At 71.2% G+C, this 17,008-nt stretch carries 17 protein-coding genes and 1 tRNA gene; 3 read left to right on the top strand and 15 right to left on the bottom strand.

Annotated elements, in window-relative coordinates; translation table 11 throughout:
• The first annotated feature begins 105 nt into the window (after positions 1–105).
• Together ABIC29_RS05665 and ABIC29_RS05660 are read left to right on the top strand one after the other, a co-directional pair.
• Positions 106–1,014, top strand: a complete 909-nt coding sequence (locus ABIC29_RS05665) for an ABC transporter ATP-binding protein (RefSeq protein WP_116081235.1) — start codon at positions 106–108, stop codon at positions 1,012–1,014.
• On the top strand, positions 1,011–1,745 hold the full coding sequence (locus ABIC29_RS05660; RefSeq protein WP_116081234.1) for an ABC transporter permease: 735 nt from the start codon (positions 1,011–1,013) through the stop codon (positions 1,743–1,745). Before ABIC29_RS05665 ends, ABIC29_RS05660 begins: the two co-directional genes overlap by 4 nt.
• On the opposite strand, the gene ABIC29_RS05655 is transcribed toward ABIC29_RS05660, so the two are convergent.
• From ABIC29_RS05655 to ABIC29_RS05640, 4 genes are read right to left on the bottom strand one after another with little or no spacing between them, the layout of a single operon-like run.
• The gene (locus tag ABIC29_RS05655) at positions 1,720–3,054 is read right to left on the bottom strand and encodes a D-arabinono-1,4-lactone oxidase (RefSeq protein WP_354243466.1); all 1,335 of its coding nucleotides are present in this window, start codon (positions 3,052–3,054) and stop codon (positions 1,720–1,722) included. The genes ABIC29_RS05660 and ABIC29_RS05655 overlap by 26 nt on opposite strands.
• Complete coding sequence (locus ABIC29_RS05650; protein WP_354243463.1) at positions 3,051–4,313, bottom strand: amino acid deaminase/aldolase; 1,263 nt, start codon at positions 4,311–4,313, stop codon at positions 3,051–3,053. The genes ABIC29_RS05655 and ABIC29_RS05650 overlap by 4 nt, the downstream gene beginning before the upstream one ends.
• Positions 4,313–5,575 carry an MFS transporter gene (locus tag ABIC29_RS05645; protein ID WP_116081232.1) on the bottom strand — a complete coding sequence of 421 codons (1,263 nt, stop codon included), beginning with the start codon at positions 5,573–5,575 and terminating at the stop codon, positions 4,313–4,315. Before ABIC29_RS05645 ends, ABIC29_RS05650 begins: the two co-directional genes overlap by 1 nt.
• Positions 5,572–6,168 (bottom strand): TetR/AcrR family transcriptional regulator, encoded by a 597-nt coding sequence (locus ABIC29_RS05640; RefSeq protein WP_158551776.1) that lies wholly within the window; start codon positions 6,166–6,168, stop codon positions 5,572–5,574. The genes ABIC29_RS05645 and ABIC29_RS05640 overlap by 4 nt, the downstream gene beginning before the upstream one ends.
• Before the next feature lie 131 nt (positions 6,169–6,299).
• Between ABIC29_RS05640 and ABIC29_RS05635 the strand changes: the two genes are divergently transcribed.
• Entirely contained in the window at positions 6,300–7,226 is a 927-nt protein-coding gene (locus ABIC29_RS05635) for a Ppx/GppA phosphatase family protein (RefSeq protein WP_116081230.1), read from the top strand.
• Positions 7,227–7,289: 63 nt separating this feature from the next.
• Here the strand turns inward: ABIC29_RS05635 and ABIC29_RS05630 are convergent, their stop codons facing one another.
• The 11 genes from ABIC29_RS05630 to ABIC29_RS05580 all read right to left on the bottom strand — a co-directional run bounded on the left by ABIC29_RS05630 (position 7,290) and on the right by ABIC29_RS05580 (position 16,949).
• On the bottom strand, positions 7,290–7,679 hold the full coding sequence (locus tag ABIC29_RS05630) for an SHOCT domain-containing protein (RefSeq protein WP_116081229.1): 390 nt from the start codon (positions 7,677–7,679) through the stop codon (positions 7,290–7,292).
• A gap of 128 nt (positions 7,680–7,807) precedes the next feature.
• Positions 7,808–7,881: transfer RNA gene (locus ABIC29_RS05625), tRNA-Leu, on the bottom strand.
• Between the two features lie 79 nt (positions 7,882–7,960).
• Positions 7,961–8,554, bottom strand: a complete 594-nt coding sequence (msuE, locus tag ABIC29_RS05620; RefSeq protein WP_116081214.1) for an FMN reductase — start codon at positions 8,552–8,554, stop codon at positions 7,961–7,963.
• 253 nt (positions 8,555–8,807) lie between these two features.
• A complete protein-coding gene (locus tag ABIC29_RS05615) occupies positions 8,808–10,229 on the bottom strand; it encodes an NAD(P)/FAD-dependent oxidoreductase (RefSeq protein ID WP_116081213.1) in 1,422 nt (473 codons plus the stop codon).
• Between the two features lie 34 nt (positions 10,230–10,263).
• On the bottom strand, positions 10,264–11,529 hold the full coding sequence (locus tag ABIC29_RS05610; protein ID WP_116081212.1) for a S8 family serine peptidase: 1,266 nt from the start codon (positions 11,527–11,529) through the stop codon (positions 10,264–10,266).
• The gene (locus ABIC29_RS05605; protein ID WP_116081211.1) at positions 11,526–12,092 is read right to left on the bottom strand and encodes a DUF501 domain-containing protein; all 567 of its coding nucleotides are present in this window, start codon (positions 12,090–12,092) and stop codon (positions 11,526–11,528) included. Before ABIC29_RS05605 ends, ABIC29_RS05610 begins: the two co-directional genes overlap by 4 nt.
• The gene (locus ABIC29_RS05600; protein WP_354243455.1) at positions 12,089–12,682 is read right to left on the bottom strand and encodes an FtsB family cell division protein; all 594 of its coding nucleotides are present in this window, start codon (positions 12,680–12,682) and stop codon (positions 12,089–12,091) included. The genes ABIC29_RS05605 and ABIC29_RS05600 overlap by 4 nt, the downstream gene beginning before the upstream one ends.
• Positions 12,683–12,764: 82 nt before the next feature.
• Positions 12,765–14,045 carry a phosphopyruvate hydratase gene (gene eno, locus ABIC29_RS05595; protein ID WP_116081210.1) on the bottom strand — a complete coding sequence of 427 codons (1,281 nt, stop codon included), beginning with the start codon at positions 14,043–14,045 and terminating at the stop codon, positions 12,765–12,767.
• Positions 14,046–14,220: 175 nt separating this feature from the next.
• Positions 14,221–15,489: a histidine--tRNA ligase gene (gene hisS, locus ABIC29_RS05590; RefSeq protein ID WP_116082420.1), complete on the bottom strand. Its 1,269-nt coding sequence runs from the start codon at positions 15,487–15,489 to the stop codon at positions 14,221–14,223.
• Positions 15,490–15,571: 82 nt separating this feature from the next.
• Entirely contained in the window at positions 15,572–16,273 is a 702-nt protein-coding gene (mazG, locus tag ABIC29_RS05585) for a nucleoside triphosphate pyrophosphohydrolase (RefSeq protein ID WP_354243451.1), read from the bottom strand.
• Positions 16,274–16,307: 34 nt separating this feature from the next.
• Positions 16,308–16,949: a LysE family transporter gene (locus ABIC29_RS05580; protein ID WP_116081208.1), complete on the bottom strand. Its 642-nt coding sequence runs from the start codon at positions 16,947–16,949 to the stop codon at positions 16,308–16,310.
• Positions 16,950–17,008: the final 59 nt, after the last annotated feature.

The raw sequence follows: 17,008 nt of genomic DNA, 5'->3' as shown, positions 1-17,008 counted from the left end.
GCGCACCCGGGGTTCCCATGAGACTCGGAGCAACCGGAGAGGATCCTCTCGGATCGATCGGGGGCGGGACTCGACACGCGGGCCGAGCAGGCGAAGAATCACCACATGACCACCGGTTCGGATGCCGCGACGGGCGCTGCCGTCATCGTCGACGACCTGCAGGTGCGACGCGGCTCGATCGCGGTGCTCCACGGGCTCTCGCTCGCCGTTCCCTCGGGTGCGATCGTCGGGCTGCTCGGTCCGAGCGGCAGCGGCAAGACGACGCTCATGCGCTCCATCGTGGGCGTCCAGGTCGTGCAGTCCGGCTCGATCGAGGTGCTCGGACTTCCCGCGGGCGCCCCGCCGCTGCGCAGGCGGGTCGCCTACGTCACCCAGCAGGCGAGCGTCTACGACGACCTCACGGTGCGCCAGAACCTGGCGTACTTCCGCCGGGTGCTCGGGGCTCCGGCATCCGACGTCGATCGCGTCATCGAGCGCACCGACCTGGGGGCTGCCGCCGATCGGCTCGTCGGGTCGCTCTCGGGCGGCCAGCGCGGGCGCGTATCGCTCGCCGCGGCGCTCCTGGGCGAACCAGAGCTGCTCGTGCTCGACGAGCCGACCGTCGGGCTCGATCCCGTGCTCCGCGTGCAGCTCTGGGACCTGTTCCGCACCCTCGCCGACGACGGCGCGACCCTGCTCGTCTCGAGCCACGTGATGGACGAGGCCAAGCGCTGCGACCGGCTGCTGCTCATGCGCGACGGCGCGCTCCTCGCCGACGACACCGTCGAGGGCCTGCTCGCGTTCACGGGCACCGATGACGTCGAGACCGCGTTCCTGCGGCTCATCGAGCGCGGGGCGCCCGACCTGCCGTCGCGTGCGCGGGAGCGCACCGGCCCTCGCCACGCCGCCGAGCCCGCCGAGCCCGAACCGGTCCTGGCCGAACCGCTCGAGCCCGATCCGCTCGATCCCGGCGGGCCGGATCCCGGCCCCCGCGATCCCGGCCGTCCCGACGCCGGATCGGCGGCGACCCGATGAACCTCGTTCGCACGTTCGCGACCACGGGGCGCGTGCTCTCCCAGATCCGGCACGATCCGCGCACCATCGGCCTCCTGCTCGTCGTGCCGAGCCTGCTCATCGGGCTCGTGGCGTGGATCTTCACCGACACCGACGTCTTCGACGACATCGGTCCGGCGATGATCGCCCTCTTCCCGTTCATCGTGATGTTCCTCGTGACGAGCATCGCGACGCTCCGCGAACGCCGCAGCGGCACGCTCGAGCGCCTGCTCTCGATGCCCATGGGCCGAGGCGACTTCCTGCTCGGCTACGCGCTCGCGTTCGGCCTGCTCGCGGTCGCGCAGACGGCCATCGCCGTGGCGTTCGCGATCTGGGTGTGCGGCCTCGACATCGAGGGCTCGATCTGGCTGCTCTTCGCCGTGGCGGTCGCCGACGCCGTGCTCGGCACCGCGCTCGGCCTGCTCGCGAGCGCCTTCGCCCGCACCGAGTTCCAGGTCGTGCAGTTCATGCCGCTGCTCGTGCTGCCGCAGGTCCTGCTCTGCGGCATCTTCATCCCGCGCGAGCAGTTGCCCGACGCACTCGAGACGATCAGCGAGTGGCTGCCGCTCAGCTTCGCGATCGACGCGCTGCAGGCCGTCGCCGCCGACTCCGAGAGCGCCGGGTGGATCCTCTCGAAGGTGCTCGTGATCTTCGCGTGGATCGTCGGCTCGATCGTGCTCGGGTCGGTCACCCTGCGTCGACGGACGCCCTGACTCCGAGCACGCGGTCGAGGTACGGGTTGCGGAAGACCCCTTCGGGGTCGAGTTCGTCGCGCACGGCGAGGAAGTCGTCGAATCGCGGGTACTTCTCGCGCAGCGTGACCTCCGTCTGCGTGTGCATCTTGCCCCAGTGCGGGCGCCCGCCGTGATCGTCCATGATCGCCTCGACCGCCGTGAAGTACTCGGTCGGGTCCTCGCGGAAGTAGCGGTGCACGGCGATGTACCCGGTGTCGCGGCCGTACGCGGTCGACAGCCAGTTCTCATCGGATGCCGCAGCACGCACCTCGAGCGGGAAGCTCACCCGCCATCCCTTGCGCTCGATGAGCGAACGCACGGCGCCGAACGCGGAGGGTACGGCCTCGAGCGGCAGCGCATACTCCATCTCGCGGAACCGGACCGAACGGTTGGTCGTGAACACCGCGGGCGAGAAGTCCGCGAAGTCCCGGTCGCCCGTGAACCGGTCGAGCTGGCGCGCGAGGAAGGGCGTCGTCGACGGCGCGACCCTGCCGAGTGCGCAGACGCCGCGGTAGAGGCCGTTCGCGAGGAGCTCGTCGTCGACCCAGCGGGAGACCCGGCCGAGCGGGTCTCGCGGGGCGTCGCCCGGGAGCCGCGTGTTCGTCTTCGTCATGGCGCTGCCCGTGTGGGGGAACCAGTAGAACTCGAAGTGGTCGGCGCCGGCGACGCGTTCGCCCCAGGCCCCGAGCACGGCGTCGAGCGGCTCGATGCGCTCGACGGCGTGCAGCACGAACGCGGGCACGAGCTGCAGGGTCACCTCGACGAGCACGCCGAGGGCGCCGAGCCCGACGCGGACCGCGGGCAGCAGTTCGGGCCGAACGGTCTCGCTCACCTCGATGAGCTCGCCCGTGCCGGTCACGAGCTTCGCGGCGACGATCTGCGTGGCGAGGCCGCCGAAGCCGAGTCCGGTGCCGTGGGTGCCGGTCGAGGTCGCGCCGGCGATCGTCTGCCGGTCGATGTCGCCCATGTTCGCGAGCGCGAGGCCGTAGGGCGCGAGGAGCCGCGGCAGGTCGTACAGGCGCGTGCCCGCGCCGAGCGTGACCCGGCCGGTCGCGGGGTCGGCCGCGATCACGCCGGACACGTCGGCGAGGTCGAGCTGCACGCCGGGGGCGACCGCGATGCCGGTGAAGCTGTGCCCCGACCCGACGGGCTTGATGCGCAGGCCGGATGCGGCGGCCGAGGTCACGGCCCGCTGCACCGCGCCGGCCGAGTCGGGTCGTTCGACGCGCACGGGCTGCACGGACTCGGTTCGGCCCCAGTTGCGCCAGGTGGCTCCGGTCGCGGTCACAGGAACACCTTTCCCTCGCCGCGGTAGGTGGGAAGCGCGTCGACGATGCGGTCGTCGTCGACGAGCTGGAACTCGTTCAGGTGCTCCGAGAGCTCGCCCGACTTCGTGTGCCGGAACCAGACCCGGTCGCCGGCACGCAGCCGTGCGACCGTGGGCCCGGTGACGGGCGTCTGCACCTCGCCGGCGGCCTCGCGCGGCAGCATCTCGAGGCCCTCGGGCCAGACGATGCGCGGCAGGCGGTCGGGTGCGGGCGGGCCGGAGGCGACCCATCCGCCGCCGAGGATCGTCGCGTGGTGCGCGCTCGGGCGACGCACGACGTCCATGGCGAATGCCGCGGCCGGTGCGGGCGTGAAGTGGGCGTAGCCGTCGAACAGGTGCCCGCCGAAGAGTCCGGACCCTGCCGCGACCTCGGTGACCGAGGGATCGGCGGACGTCGCCTCGAGCGAGCCGGTGCCGCCGCCGTTGACGAACTCGAGGTCGGCGTGCTCGCGCACCGCCGCGACCGCGCGCGTGCGACGTTCGACGAGTTCCGGCATCGACCGCGACTGCATCCACCGGTTGACGGCGCCGTCGACCGGCTTGCCCGCCGGACGGTTCGTGACGCCCGCGATCTGCGCCTCATAGCCCATCATGCCGACGAGGCGGAACCCGGGCCGGGTTGCGATGTAGGCCGCGAGCGCGCCGGCATCCGCGGGCTCGTACACGGGCGAGCGACGGACGCCGAGGTGGCCGAGCAGCGGCGCGTTCCACGACGCGTCGAGTTCGAGCGCGATGCGGATGGGCTCCCGCTCGGTCGGGGCGATGACGGCGTCGACGAGATCGAGCTGCGCGATCGAGTCGACCATGAGCGTGATGCGGCCCGCGAGCTGCGGGTCGGTCGCCAGGCGACGGATGCTGCCGCGTTCCGCGGTCGGGTAGCCGACGACGATGTCGTCGACCGTGTCGGCCAGCCAGATCGCCTCGGCGAGCGTGTACGCGAGTACGCCGTGGTAGCCGGGCAGCCGCAGCAGCGCCTCGATGACGCTCCGCACGCGGATCGACTTGGACGCGACGCGGATCGGCATGCCGTTCGCGCGGCGCAGCATGTCGTGCGCGTTGTGGCGGAGGGCGCCGAGGTGCAGGGCGCCGACGGGGGCGTCCAGGTGGGCGGTCGCGGCGGTGAGCGCCGGCCAGTACCGCGACGGCGTGGCCCATGGCGCGGCATCCGTCGCCTTCGCACTCGCCGTCATCGACAGCTGGGACATCGACAGGTCGACCATCAGCGCACACTCCGAACTCGCGAGACCGCGATCGCACCGGCGAACGCGAACACCGCGCTCAAGACGAAGACCAGCACGAACGAGCCGGTCAGCACCACCGCGGCCGCGCCGATGAGCGGCGCGATGGCCTGCGGGACGGCGGTCGCGATGTTCATGATGCCGAGGTCCTTGCCGCGCGACGCGGCGTCTGGCAGGACCTGCGTGGCGAGCGCCTGGTCGACCGAGAGGAAGCAGCCGTAGCCGAGGCCGAGGATGCCGGCCGCGACGATGGCGACGGAGAGGTCGGGCACGAGCGCGAGCATGAGCGCGGCGATGGCCTGCAGCGCGGCTGCGACGAACACGAACGCCTTGCGCCGGCCGAGGCGATCGGAGAGCCGCCCGCCGAAGAGCGATGCCGCGACGACGAACACCATGTAGACGAGCGTGAGGATGATGAGGTCGTCCTCGGCGTTGTCGTCGCCGAGCCCGAACATGAGGAAGTAGAGCAGCAGGCTCGTGCCGAGGGCGTTGCCGACCGAGACGAGCACGCGGCTGAGCAGGGTCCAGCCGAAGTCGGGATGCGTTCGCGGGCTGATCCAGAGGCTCGCGATGACGCCCTTGGCCGTGACCCTCGTGCGCTCCGCCGCAGCAAGGGGCTGGTCGTGCCGCATCAGGAACGGCACCATGAGCACGAGCAGGGCGACGCCGAGGATCACGTAGCCGAGCGCCTGGTCGGTGACGAGCTCGGTCACGAGCAGGAGGCCGACGATGATGCCGACCGCCTGCGGCGCCGACATCCAGCCGGACACGAAGCCGCGCTGGCCGACCGGCACCTGGTCCGAGATCGTCGCCGTCAGCGCCGCGGTCATGATGCAGAAGCCGATGGATGCCGCGACCCACGCCGCACCGATGCCCCAGATCTCGGTCTGCAGTCCGAGCAGCGCGAGCGAGGCCGCGAACACGACCGCACCGATCACGATCCACGGACGACGGCGACCGAAGCGCGACGTCGTGCGGTCGGACGCCGCACCGGTGAGCGGGTACGCGATGATCGTGGCGACGGCCGCGATGCCCGAGATCACGCCGAACGCGACGACGCTGTCGACCCAGTTCTCGGGATGCAGCGTCGCGTCGATCTGCGCGGGCAGCAGCAGCTGCACGGGGGTCAGCTGGGCCATCCAGATCGCGAACCAGAGGGCGGCGAAGGAGGCGATCCAGCCCGCGGGGACGCGCCGCGTGGGTTCGTCGAGCGCTGCGGGCGGCGTGAGGTCGAGGCTCGTCATCGGGGGTCGGCCATTCTCGAGAGGGCGTCGGCGGCCGCATGGGCGACCGCCAGGGAGGCGGCGTCGTCGCGATCGACGAGCCAGGTCAGGGTGAGTCCGTCGGTGAAGGCCACGAGCACGCGCGCGACCTGCGCGACGGGCACGTGCCACACCGCGCCGGAGCGCTCCGCCGCGATCTCGAGCGACTGCTCGGCGAGCTCGACGTAGCGCCGGTACTGGGCCTGCGCGAGCGGGTGGCGCTCGGGCGAGCGCAACGCGTACTGCGTGAGCTCGAGCATCGCCTGCTCGTGCTCGGGGTCGGCCTTGAGGTGCTCGAAGTAGCGCACGACGCCGGCCTCGATCACGTCGACGAGCGCGCCGTCGGCGAGGTCCTCCGGCATGATCGCGCGACGCGTGTTCTCGATGACGGTCGAGATGAGCTCGTCCATGAGCTCATCTCGCGAGTCGAACGCGTAGTGGAAGCTCGCGAGGCTCATGCCGGCCTCGGCGACGATCGCCCTGGTGGTCGCCTGCGCGATACCGTTGCGGGAGACGACGCGCAGCGCAGCTCCGATGAGCGCGGCGCGGCGCTCTTGGGCGGGAATGCGGGTCACGACGGCTCCTCTCGACGACGCTGCCGACACCCCGGTCGGGACCGGGACTGAACTGGGACGGATGACCCAGTTGCAACAGTATGCACCAGAGCCGGCCATTCGGCACACCCCGCGCACGTTACGCTCGCTGCATGCGCCTCGGAGTCCTCGACGTCGGTTCCAACACCGTGCACCTGATCGTGGTCGATGCGCACCCCGGCGCCCGCCCGATCCCGGCCGCCTCGCACAAGTCCGTGCTGCGGCTCATGCGCTACCTCGAGCCCGACGGCTCCATCGGAGCCGAGGGCGTCGAGGCGATCCTCGCAGCGGTGTCCGACGCCGCCGCGGTCGCGCAGGAGGCCGGCATCGACGAGATGCTCGCCTTCGCGACCTCGGCGATCCGCGAGGCGGCGAACGGCGAGGCCGTGCTCGCGCGCATCGCCGACGAGACGGGCGTCGAACTGCAGGTGCTCTCGGGCGACGACGAGGCCCGGCTCACCTTCCTCGCGGTCCGCCGCTGGTACGGCTGGTCGGCCGACCGCATCCTGCTGTTCGACATCGGCGGCGGCTCGCTCGAGATCGCGAACGGCATCGACGAGATCCCGGATGTCGCGCGCTCGCTCCCCCTCGGTGCCGGACGCTCGACCATCGCCTTCCTGCCCGACGACCCGCCCGCGCCGCACGACGTGCAGCGACTCAGGGCGCACGCGTCCGAGGTGCTGCGGGACGCGGTCGGCGAGTTCGGCCACCTGCCTGCGCCCGACCACGTCGTCGGCTCGTCGAAGACCATCCGCTCCCTCGCCCGGCTCGCGGGATGGACCGAGGAGGGCGTCGGCTCCGGAGAACGGAGCATCCTGCGGCGCAAGGGGCTCGACGACTGGATCCCGCGGCTCGCGCGCATCCCGGCCGACGCGCGGCCAGCGCTGCCCGGCATCACCGCCGATCGCACCTTCCAGATCGTGGCCGGCGCCGTCGTGCTCTCGGAGGCGATGCGCGCCTTCGACGTGCCGGAGCTCGAGGTGTCGCCGTGGGCGCTCCGCGAGGGGCTGATCCTGCGCAGGCTCGACCGCCTGACCTGAACGACGGCGGGTCGACCGGGAATCCCGATCGACCCGTCGACGTGCGTAACGCTCAGGCAGGCGTCACGCCTGCAGGGCCTTCGCCTTCAGGGCCTCGTACTCGGCCTGCGTGATCGCACCGGAGTCGAAGAGCTGCTTGCTCTTCTCGATCTCGGCGGCAGGCGACGCGGCGGAGGTGCCCGCGACGTTCCGGATGTAGTCCGCGCTCTCGGCCTGGGCGCTGACGAGGCGGGACGCGTTGCGTTCTGCCATGCCGCGACCGCGCGCGATCATGTAGATCAGCGCCGCGAGGAACGGCAGGAAGACCAGGAAGATCACCCAGAGCGCCTTGCCCCAGCCATTGAGCGAGTGATCGCGGAAGATGTCGATGAACACCGAGATGAAGATCCAGATGCATGCGAACAGGATGTAGATCCAGAAGAGCCAGACGAAGAACTCCCAGATGTTGTTCATGGGGCGCTGCCTTTCATTCGGGTCGCCCGGTCGAGCGCCGGAACTACTCGAACCCTAGCGCGCGGCATCCGCGCATCGTAGGACCTTCGCAACGGATTCGACGGGCGTGTTGCACGCGCCCCGTTTCGTGCTCCCGCTGGGACTCGAACCCAGACTGAGGCGAGTTTAAGTCGCCTGCCTCTGCCGATTGGGCTACGGGAGCGCGATGCCGCCCGTGGGCGCCATCGCGTCAACCCTACTTCGCGGCGATCGCCCTCCTCGCTCGATCGCCGCGACCGACGTCACCAGGCGTTGACGTATTCGGACACCGGGAGCACGGAGCTGCGGACGACGGGCACGCCGCGCTCGATCGCCTGGTCGATGCGCGCCCGCAGGTCGGCGGAGTCGACCTGGTAGTCGACGAAGTCGGTGTCGCTCGCGTAGACGCCGATCGGCAGCGTGAGCGCCTGGAAGAACGAGAACAGCGGGCGGAACTGGTGCTCGAGGATGAGCGAGTGGCGGTCGCTGCCGCCGGTGGCCGCGAGCAGCACGGGCTTGTCGATGAGGGCGTACTGCCCGACGAAGTCGAACACGTGCTTGAAGAGGCCCGTGAAGGACGCGCGGTAGACCGGGCTCGCGACGATGAGGAGGGTCGCCGACTCGATGCGGCGCAGCGCCTCCTCGGCGGCGGGCGGCAAGGCGCCGCGACTCAGGACCCCCGCGAACTCGGGGCCGATGTCGGACAGCTCGATGAGGTGCGTCTCGATGACGAGGTCGCGCCCGCTGCCGGATCGGAGTGCGGTCGCGAACCCCTCGAGGATCTCGCGAGTGAGGACCGTGGTCTTCGACGGCGCGTGCAGGCTTCCGGAGACGGCGACGATGTTGATGGTGGGCATGGGGCGACACTAACCCCGCATTCCGGGCGCCGGAACCGAGGGCGACTCCCGCGGTAAACGGGCGCAACACGCCTTCACAGTGCGTCGCCGGATGACGCCGACGGGTGCGGTCCGACCGCCCCGGAGGCCGCACCGCAGACGACGGAACGGCGCGTGACGGGGTACGTCACGCGCCGTTCGGAGGGAACGTGCGGTCGCGGCGCGCAGCCGCGACCGCGGTGCGACGCCACCCTGAGGCGGCATCGCATCGTGCCTACTTCGCTGCGGCCGCTTCGGCCTTGGGCTTCGAGGCGGCCTTCGCCTTGGCGGGGGCCTTCGGCGCGGCGGCCGGCTCGACCGGAGCCGCGGCGACCGCGGGCTTCGGGCGTGCCGCGAACGCCTCGAACTGGGCGCGCGGCTGCTGCACGGCGCTCAGCGAGACGAGGTCGCGACCGAGCCAGAAGTTGTTCCACCAGCCCCAGAACACACGGAACTTGCGCTCCCAGCTCGGCATCGCGAGACCGTGGTAGCCGCGGTGCGCGAACCAGGCGATGAGGCCCTTGAGCGCGATCTTGCCCGACTGGAAGACGCCCGAGCCGATGCCGAGGCCCGCGACCGCGCCGAGGTTCTTGTGGAAGTACTGCTTGGGCTCCTCGCCGCGGAGGACCGCGACGATGTTCTTCGCGAGGAGCTTGCCCTGACGCACCGCGTGCTGGGCGTTCGGCACGCAGTAGCCGCCGACGCCGCCGCCGGTGAGGTCGGGGACCGCCGAGATGTCGCCGGCCGCCCAGGCGTCGGCCACGATGTCGTCGTCGTCGCCGACGCGGAGGTCGGCACGCGTCTTGATGCGGCCGCGCTCCTCGACCGGGAGGTCGCTCGTGCGCACGATGGCCGGGTTGGCCATGACGCCCGCGGTCCAGACGATGAGGTCGGACTCGAAGCTCTCACCGGTCGACAGCTCGATGACGCCGTCGACGGCGCTCTGCAGCTGCGTGTCGAGGTGGATCTCGGCACCGCGCTGCGCGAGGTGCTTGATGACCCAGTGGCTGGTCTCGAGCGAGACCTCGGGCATGATGCGGCCCATGGCCTCGATGAGGTGGAAGTGCGTGTCGTCGAACGAGAGCTGCGGGTAGAACTCGAGCAGCGAGCTCGCGAACGAACGGAGCTCGGCGAACACCTCGATGCCCGCGAAGCCGCCGCCGACCACGACGAACGTGAGCAGGCGATCACGCTCGGGGCCCGCGGGAAGGTTCGAGGCCTTGTCGAAGTTCGTGAGCACGCGGTCGCGGATCGCGACGGCCTCTTCGATGGTCTTCAGTCCGATCGCGTTGTCGGCGATGCCGGGGATCGGGAACGTGCGCGAGACGGCGCCGCCGGTGACCACGACGATGTCGTACTCGAACTGCCACGGCTCACCGACCTCTGGCGTGATGGTCGCGGACTTGGAAGCGTGGTCGATGCCGGTCACCTTGGCGGTGACGACGTTCGTCTTCTTGAGGTGGCGACGCTGCGCGACGACCGCGTGACGCGGCTCGATCGAACCCGCCGCGACCTCGGGAAGGAAGGGCTGGTACGTCATGTAGGGCAGCGGGTCGACGATCGTGACCTCTGCCTCGCCTGCGCGCAGCCACTTCTCGAGCTTCCACGCCGTGTAGAACCCCGCATAGCCACCGCCGACGATGAGAATCTTGGGCACGGTGAATGGACTCCTCAGTTCTTGATGCTTGCGATCACGGCTCGCGTACGCGAGCGGCCCGCCTGGTATGCCGAGCGGCACCGATGCCCAACAGCGCTGCTAGCGTACCAAACCCTGCGACCAGTGAGAGCGGCAGGGTGATGTAGGCGAGCGTCCACGGCGTCGGCAGCAGGGTCTGCGTCTCGACGTCGACGGGCTGCGGCGGATCCGCGATCGGCACGATCTCCTGCGCCTCGGGGGCGTCGGTCTCGACGGGGGTGTCGGCACGGCGGTGCAGCGTGATCCACTCGGACAGGCTGCCGAGCGGGTTCTCGGTCACCGGCTCGACCTCGGCCGTGAGCGAGGGGACCGGGTCGATGATGCCCCAGCCGTAGAGCGGGCTCGGCACGTCGTGGCCGTGCGGATCGGCCGTCTTGATGAGACGCTCGATGACGTTCGCCGCGTCGAGGTCGGGATACTCGGCCCGGATCAGCGCCACGAGCCCGGAGACGAGCGGCGCCGCACCGCTCGTGCCGCTCCACACCGCATGCCCCCCGTCGGGCAGCACGCCCACGAGGTCCTCGCTCGGGGCCGCCACGGCGAGCGTGATGCCCTGCGAGCTCGCGTCGAAGCTCGCGTTCTTCTCCTTGTCGACGCCCGCGACCGCGACCACGCCGGGGATCGTCGCGGGGGCGCCGACCTCGCTCGTGCCGCTGCCACGGTTGCCGGCCGCGGCGACGACGACGACATCGTGCTCGAACGCGTACATGAACGCGTCGTCCCAGCTCTCGGGCCAGTCACGGGTGTTGCGCGTGAGCGACATGTTGATGACGTCGGCGCCGTTGTCGACCGACCACTTCACCGCTTCGGCGATCTGGTCGTCGTTCGACTTGGCGGCCCCCGTCTCGACGCCGAACGCGACCGACACGGTCAGGAGGTCGGCCTCTGGGGCGACCCCGATGACGCCGTTGCCCGCGCCGGTGCCGCGCCCGGCGAGGAGCGAGGCCACCATGGTGCCGTGGGTCGGGTTGTCGCCGACCGGGGTCTGGCCGTCTGGCGTGCCGATGCCCGAGACATCCGTGCCCCCCTTGACGACGCCGCGGAGCTCGGCGACGTTGCCGTTCACGCCCGTGTCGATGACCGCGACGGTGACGCCCTTGCCCTTCGTCGTGTTCCAGGCGGTCGTGAACCCGTAGTCGGCGAGCCAGTACTGGTAGTCGCGCACGGTGTCGGCCTGCGCAGGCGCGGCACCCGCGAGCGCCACGACGGCGCCGACGGCGACGGCTGCGACGAGCCGGGCGACCGTGCGGGCGGTGGTCACGCCGGCTCGCGCTCGTCCGTGCTCGGAGCCGCGTCGCCGGCGTCGAGGTCGTCGACGCCGTAGTCGGGGCACTGGCACACGTCGGGCGACCACGTCGACCGCTCGAGGGCGAGGTCGCCGATGGGGTTCGCACCGGGGCCGGCCGAGAGCGCGTGCGCCACGACGGCGTGCAGGCACTTCACGCGTGCGGGCATGCCACCGGCCGAGATGCCCGTGAGCTCGGCGACCTCGCCGAACGACTCGCGGTCGGCCAGGTAGTCGCGGTGCGCCTGCGCATAGCCCTCGGCGACGGCTGCGTCGGAGGCCAGCAGCTCGTTGCACTCGACCATCAGCTGCGCGGCCTCGAGGAAGGACATCGCGGCCGTCGCCGCCGGGTGCGACAGGTAGTAGAAGGTCGGGAACGGCGTGCCGTCGGCCAGGCGCGGCGACGTCGCGACGACGGTCGGCGCACCGCAGACGCAGCGGGCCGGGATGCCCACGACGTCGCGCGCCTGACGGCCGAGCTGGGCGGACACGATGCGGATGTCCCGCTCGGTCACGGGGTCGAACGGCGGCCGCGTCATCCGGCACCTCCTGCTGCGGGCGCGAGGCCCGCGATCATCACGGAGGAGAGGATCGTGCTCATCCAGTCCCCCTTCATCTCGGTCACGTCGGCGGAGACCGACGTCTCGGCGTCGGCCTTGGCGGCCTCGGGCCGGTCGTCGATGACGAGGTAGCTCACCTCGCCGGGCATCACGTACGCCAGTCGATCCCTCGCCTGGGTCATGATGAACGTCTCGTCGTTCCAGCGTTCCCGCTCGTCGCGCAGGCGCTGCACCTCGGACTCCTGCTCCGAGACGGTGGCCTGCAGCTCGGCGATCTTCTGGCGCTGCTCCGCGAGCTGCGCGATCGTCGGTGCGAGCACCACGACCGCGAGCACGAGGACCCCCATCATGATGAGCGAGAAACCTGAGAATCGGATGCCGCCGAGCCAGCCCGCCGCGCCACGACCGGCCGAGGCGCGAGGCGGAGCGGCCGTGCCGGGCTTCGTGGTGCCCGGCTTCGCCCTGCCGGGCTTCGTGGTGCCAGGCCTCGTGGCCCCGGGCCCGGTGGCGCCGGCCTTGGCCGACGACGCGGTCGGCGTCGCCGGTGCCCTCACCGGTCTCTTCGCCATCGCCCCTCCTCCGCTGACCCCGGACGCGAACCGGCGGGGGCGGCCTCACGGCCACCCCCGCCAGTCGGAGCGGTCGAGCCGATCAGGCCGTGAACCGCGGGAACGCCGAGCGACCCGCGAACACCGCGGACTCGCCGAGCTCTTCTTCGATCCTCAGAAGCTGATTGTACTTGGCGACGCGCTCGCTGCGGGCGGGCGCGCCAGCCTTGATCTGACCGGCGTTCGTGGCCACCACGAGGTCGGCGATCGTCGTGTCCTCGGTCTCACCGGAGCGGTGCGAGAGCATCGCCGTGTAGCCGGAGCGCTGCGCGAGGCTGACCGCGTCGAGGGTCTCGGTCAGCGTGCCGATCTGGTTGACCTTGACGAGCAGCGAGTTGGCGACGCCGCGACGGATGCCGTCGGCCAGGCGCTCGGGGTTGGTGACGAAGAGGTCGTCGCCGACGAGCTGCACCTTGGCGCCGAGCACGTCGGTGAGGGCCTTCCAGTTGTCCCAGTCGTCTTCGGCGAGTGCGTCCTCGATCGTGGCGATCGGGTAGTCGCGCACGAGGCCCTCGTAGTACTCGATGAGCTTCTCAGCCGACCAGTCGGCGTTCTCGAGGCGGTAGACGCCGTCCTTGAAGAACTCGGTGGCGGCGACGTCGAGGCCGAGCGCGATGTCCTTGCCCGGCGTGAAGCCGGCCTTCTCGATCGCCTTCACGAGGAAGTCGAGGCCCTCGCGGTTGCTGGGCAGGTCGGGGGCGAAGCCGCCCTCGTCGCCGAGGCCGGTGGCGTAGCCCGCCGCCTTCAGCTCGCCCTTGAGCACGTGGTACGTCTCGACGCCCCAGCGCAGCGACTCGGAGTAGGACTCTGCGCCGATCGGGGCGAGGAAGAACTCCTGCATGTCGATGCCGTTGTCGGCGTGCGATCCGCCGTTGATGACGTTGAACAGCGGCACGGGCAGGACGTGCGCGTTGGGGCCGCCGAGGTAGCGGAACAGCGGCAGGTCGGCCGAGTCGGCCGCGGCCTTGGCGACCGCGAGGCTCACGCCGAGGATCGCGTTGGCGCCGAGCTTGGACTTGTTGGGGGTGCCGTCGGCCTCGATGAGCGTGGCGTCGACGAGACGCTGGTCGCTCGCGTCGAGGTCCTCGATCGCCGGGCCGAGCACGTCGAGCACGGCGTCGACGGCCTTCTGCACGCCCTTGCCGAGGTACCGGTCCTTGTCGCCGTCGCGCAGCTCGTACGCCTCGAACGCACCGGTCGAGGCGCCCGAGGGCACCGCCGCACGGGCGAGAGAGCCGTCGTCGAGCAGGACCTCGACCTCGACGGTCGGGTTGCCGCGAGAATCCAGGATCTCGCGTGCGCCTACAGCTTCGATGAATGCCACAGTGAACTCCTCTGTGATGGGTGTGTGCGGTGGACGACTCCGTCGTGATCCGCAGGCCAGTCTAGTGAGGCTCGCTCAGGCATGACGATCCGCGTCGGATGCCGCGGTCCGGCGCCGCGCCCCGGTGCGCCCGGCGCCGGGCGGACCGGGCACCGGGCGTCGGGCCGGAACCGGGTCAGGCGGTGAGGTCGCGGAAGCTCAACGACGCGGCATCCGTCGTCTCCGCGGTCACGTTGGCGACCGCGTCGAAGCCGTCGGCGGTGATGCGCTCGAACAGCGCACGCGCGTTCTTCACGCGGCGCTCGAAGCGCACCCGGGTTCCGGATGCGACGAGCTCGTGCTTGAGCTTCAGCAGGGTCGCGGGCTCGACGGCGGGGTCGTAGACGAGCACGACCGCGCGGGGGCGGCCCTCGTCGCGCACCGCGAGCAGGTCGACGATGCGCTCGAAGCCGATCGAGAAGCCGCACGCGGGCACGTCCTGGCCGAGGAACCGGCCGATCATGCCGTCGTAGCGCCCGCCGCCGCCGAGCGAGTAGCCGAAGTCGGGGTGCGCGATCTCGAAGATCGTGCCCGTGTAGTAGCCCATGCCGCGCACGAGCGTCGGGTCGAACTCGATCTTCGCGTGCGGCATGGTCAGGCGCAGCGCGAGCAGGTCGGCGTAGGCGTCGCGATCGAGCCACGCGGGCGGCGGCACGACGCCGTCGTAGAGGTGCCAGTCGGCCGTGGTGAGCGCCTCGAGCTCGGCCGCGACATCCGCACCCTCGTCGACGATGCCGAGCTCGCGGAGCTCGGCCGCCACTCCCCCGGTGCCGATCTTGTCGAGCTTGTCGATCGTGATGAGCGCGCGCTCGCGCAGCTCGTCGGGAACACCCCACGACCCGAGGATGCCCGCGAGCACCCGCCGGTCGTTGAGCCGGATCGTGCAGCCGCCGAGCCCGAGCGCGTCGAGCGCCGCGACGGTCGCGGTGAGCAGCTCGAGCTCCGCGAGCGGGCCGGCCTCGCCGATGATGTCGATGTCGCACTGCACGAACTGGCGGTAGCGGCCCTTCTGCGGGCGCTCGGCGCGCCACACGGGCGCGATCTGGATCGAGCGGAACACCGGGGGCAGCGCCGCGCGGTGCGTCGCGTAGAACCGCGCGAGCGGCACCGTCAGGTCGTAGCGCAGGCCCAGGTCGGCGAGCGAGAGGGCGTCTCCGGATGCCGCGGCGGCCGTCAGGTCGTCTGGCGTGATGCCGCGCTTCATCACCGCGAACGCGAGCTTCTCGTTGTCGCCGCCGAGGCCGGCGTGCAGGCGCGAGGCGTCCTCCATGACGGGCGTCTCGATCTCGTCGAAGCCGTGCGAGGCGTACACGCCCCTGATGACGCCGAGCGCGTGCTCGCGCCGGGCCTTCTCGGCTGGCAGGAAGTCGCGCATTCCGCGCGGAGGGGTGACGGATGCGGCCATGACGACCATTCTTCCAGCACGGCGCGCGCGCCCTCCACTCGAGGTCGCGCCGGCCTCCGCCCCGGCGCGCGAGGCACGGGCGTCAGCCGGCTTCGGGGGCGACGGATGCCGAGGCCGACGACTCGACGACGCGCACGTCGTCCTCGAAGGCCCGCAACGCGGCACGGAGCGCCCGCTCGGCGTCGAGCCCCTGCGACCGGGCGGACGCCGCGAGCTCGAACAGGAGCCGACCGAGCTCGTCTTCGGTCGGGGGCGACACCGCGGCATCCGGCGCCGTGACGTCGACCGTCACCCCCGCCTTCTCGGCCTTGCCCAGCAGCTTCTGCGCGAGCGCGAGCGCCGGCATGCCGCGCGGCACGCCGTCGAGCACGCTCGTGCGATGCGGTTTCTCCTCGGCCTTCAGGTCCTCCCAGAAGGCCACGACGTCGTCGGCCGTCTCGGCCTCGCGGTCGCCGAAGACATGCGGATGCCGCGACACCATCTTCGCGGTCATGTGCCGGGCGACGTCGTCGATGTCGAACGCCTCGCCCTCGGTGTGCGCGGCGATGTCGGCGTGGAAGAGCACCTGGTACAGCACGTCGCCGAGCTCCTCGATCATCTCGGCGCGGTCGCCGGACTCGATCGCGTCGATGAGCTCCCAGCTCTCCTCGACGAGGTACTGCACGAGGCTCTCGTGGGTCTGGTCGGCGTCCCACGGGCATCCGCCGGGCGCCCGCAGCAGGGCGACCGTCGCGATGAGTTCCTCGAGGGCCTCGTGCGTGCGCGGCTCGGCGGGCTCGGTCATGCCCCCAGCCTAGGCAGGCTCGACGGCGACGCGCTCAGTGGATCGCCGCGAGCGCGACGCCGACCGCCAGGAACAGCGAGCCGAACACGCGGTTCAGCACGGTCTGCCCCCTCGCCGACGAGGTGACCCTCCGGAACGACCTCGCGGCGACCGCGAAGAAGCCCCACATCACCGCGACGTCCACGAGGATCACGGTCGCCGCCACGATGAGGTACTGCGGCAGCAGCGGCTCGCCCGGGCGGATGAACTGCGGCAGGAACGCGAGGAAGAACACGATCGCCTTCGGGTTCAGCAGGTTGACGAGCAGGCCGCGGCGGAACATCGACCAGCCGGACTCGTCGGGCGGAACGGCGGCGGCCGCGGCATCCGATCGCCCATCGTCCTCGACGACGGGCTTCGCGAGGAACTGCCGGATGCCGAGGTAGACGAGGTACGCCGCGCCCGCGTACCGGATCGCGTCGAACGCGATCGGCGAGTTCGCCACGAGCACGCCGAGCCCGGCCGCGACGACCACGATGTGCACGACCAGCGCGGCCTGCTGCCCGAGGATGCCCCAGAGCGCGCGACCCAACCCGGACTTCAGGGCGTTGCCCATCGTGTTGATCGCCCCTGCGCCGGGGGTGAACGAGATCACCACGCTCGCCGCGACCAACGCGACCCACACCGAGAACGACACCGCACGAGTGTACGCGCCGATAGGATTCCACGAGGAGCGCCGGGAAGTCTGGTCGGCCG

The sequence above is a fragment of the Agromyces sp. PvR057 genome (assembly GCF_040547485.1).
Taxonomy (GTDB): domain Bacteria; phylum Actinomycetota; class Actinomycetes; order Actinomycetales; family Microbacteriaceae; genus Agromyces.
The sequence above is the reverse complement of the archived record's forward strand: the minus strand, read 5'-3'. Positions and strand labels throughout refer to the sequence as shown.

Excerpts from the sequence above, each read along its gene's own strand:
- mazG (WP_354243451.1), bottom strand. The coding sequence starts at position 16,273 with ATGACCGAGCCCGCCGAGCCGCGCACGCACGAGGCCCTCGAGGAACTC.
- msuE (WP_116081214.1), bottom strand. The coding sequence starts at position 8,554 with ATGCCCACCATCAACATCGTCGCCGTCTCCGGAAGCCTGCACGCGCCG.
- hisS (WP_116082420.1), bottom strand. The coding sequence starts at position 15,489 with ATGGCCGCATCCGTCACCCCTCCGCGCGGAATGCGCGACTTCCTGCCA.
- ABIC29_RS05605 (WP_116081211.1), bottom strand. The coding sequence starts at position 12,092 with ATGACGCGGCCGCCGTTCGACCCCGTGACCGAGCGGGACATCCGCATC.
- ABIC29_RS05600 (WP_354243455.1), bottom strand. The coding sequence starts at position 12,682 with ATGGCGAAGAGACCGGTGAGGGCACCGGCGACGCCGACCGCGTCGTCG.
- ABIC29_RS05650 (WP_354243463.1), bottom strand. The coding sequence starts at position 4,313 with ATGGTCGACCTGTCGATGTCCCAGCTGTCGATGACGGCGAGTGCGAAG.
- ABIC29_RS05635 (WP_116081230.1), top strand. The coding sequence starts at position 6,300 with ATGCGCCTCGGAGTCCTCGACGTCGGTTCCAACACCGTGCACCTGATC.
- ABIC29_RS05645 (WP_116081232.1), bottom strand. The coding sequence starts at position 5,575 with ATGACGAGCCTCGACCTCACGCCGCCCGCAGCGCTCGACGAACCCACG.
- ABIC29_RS05660 (WP_116081234.1), top strand. The coding sequence starts at position 1,011 with ATGAACCTCGTTCGCACGTTCGCGACCACGGGGCGCGTGCTCTCCCAG.
- ABIC29_RS05665 (WP_116081235.1), top strand. The coding sequence starts at position 106 with ATGACCACCGGTTCGGATGCCGCGACGGGCGCTGCCGTCATCGTCGAC.
- ABIC29_RS05630 (WP_116081229.1), bottom strand. The coding sequence starts at position 7,679 with ATGAACAACATCTGGGAGTTCTTCGTCTGGCTCTTCTGGATCTACATC.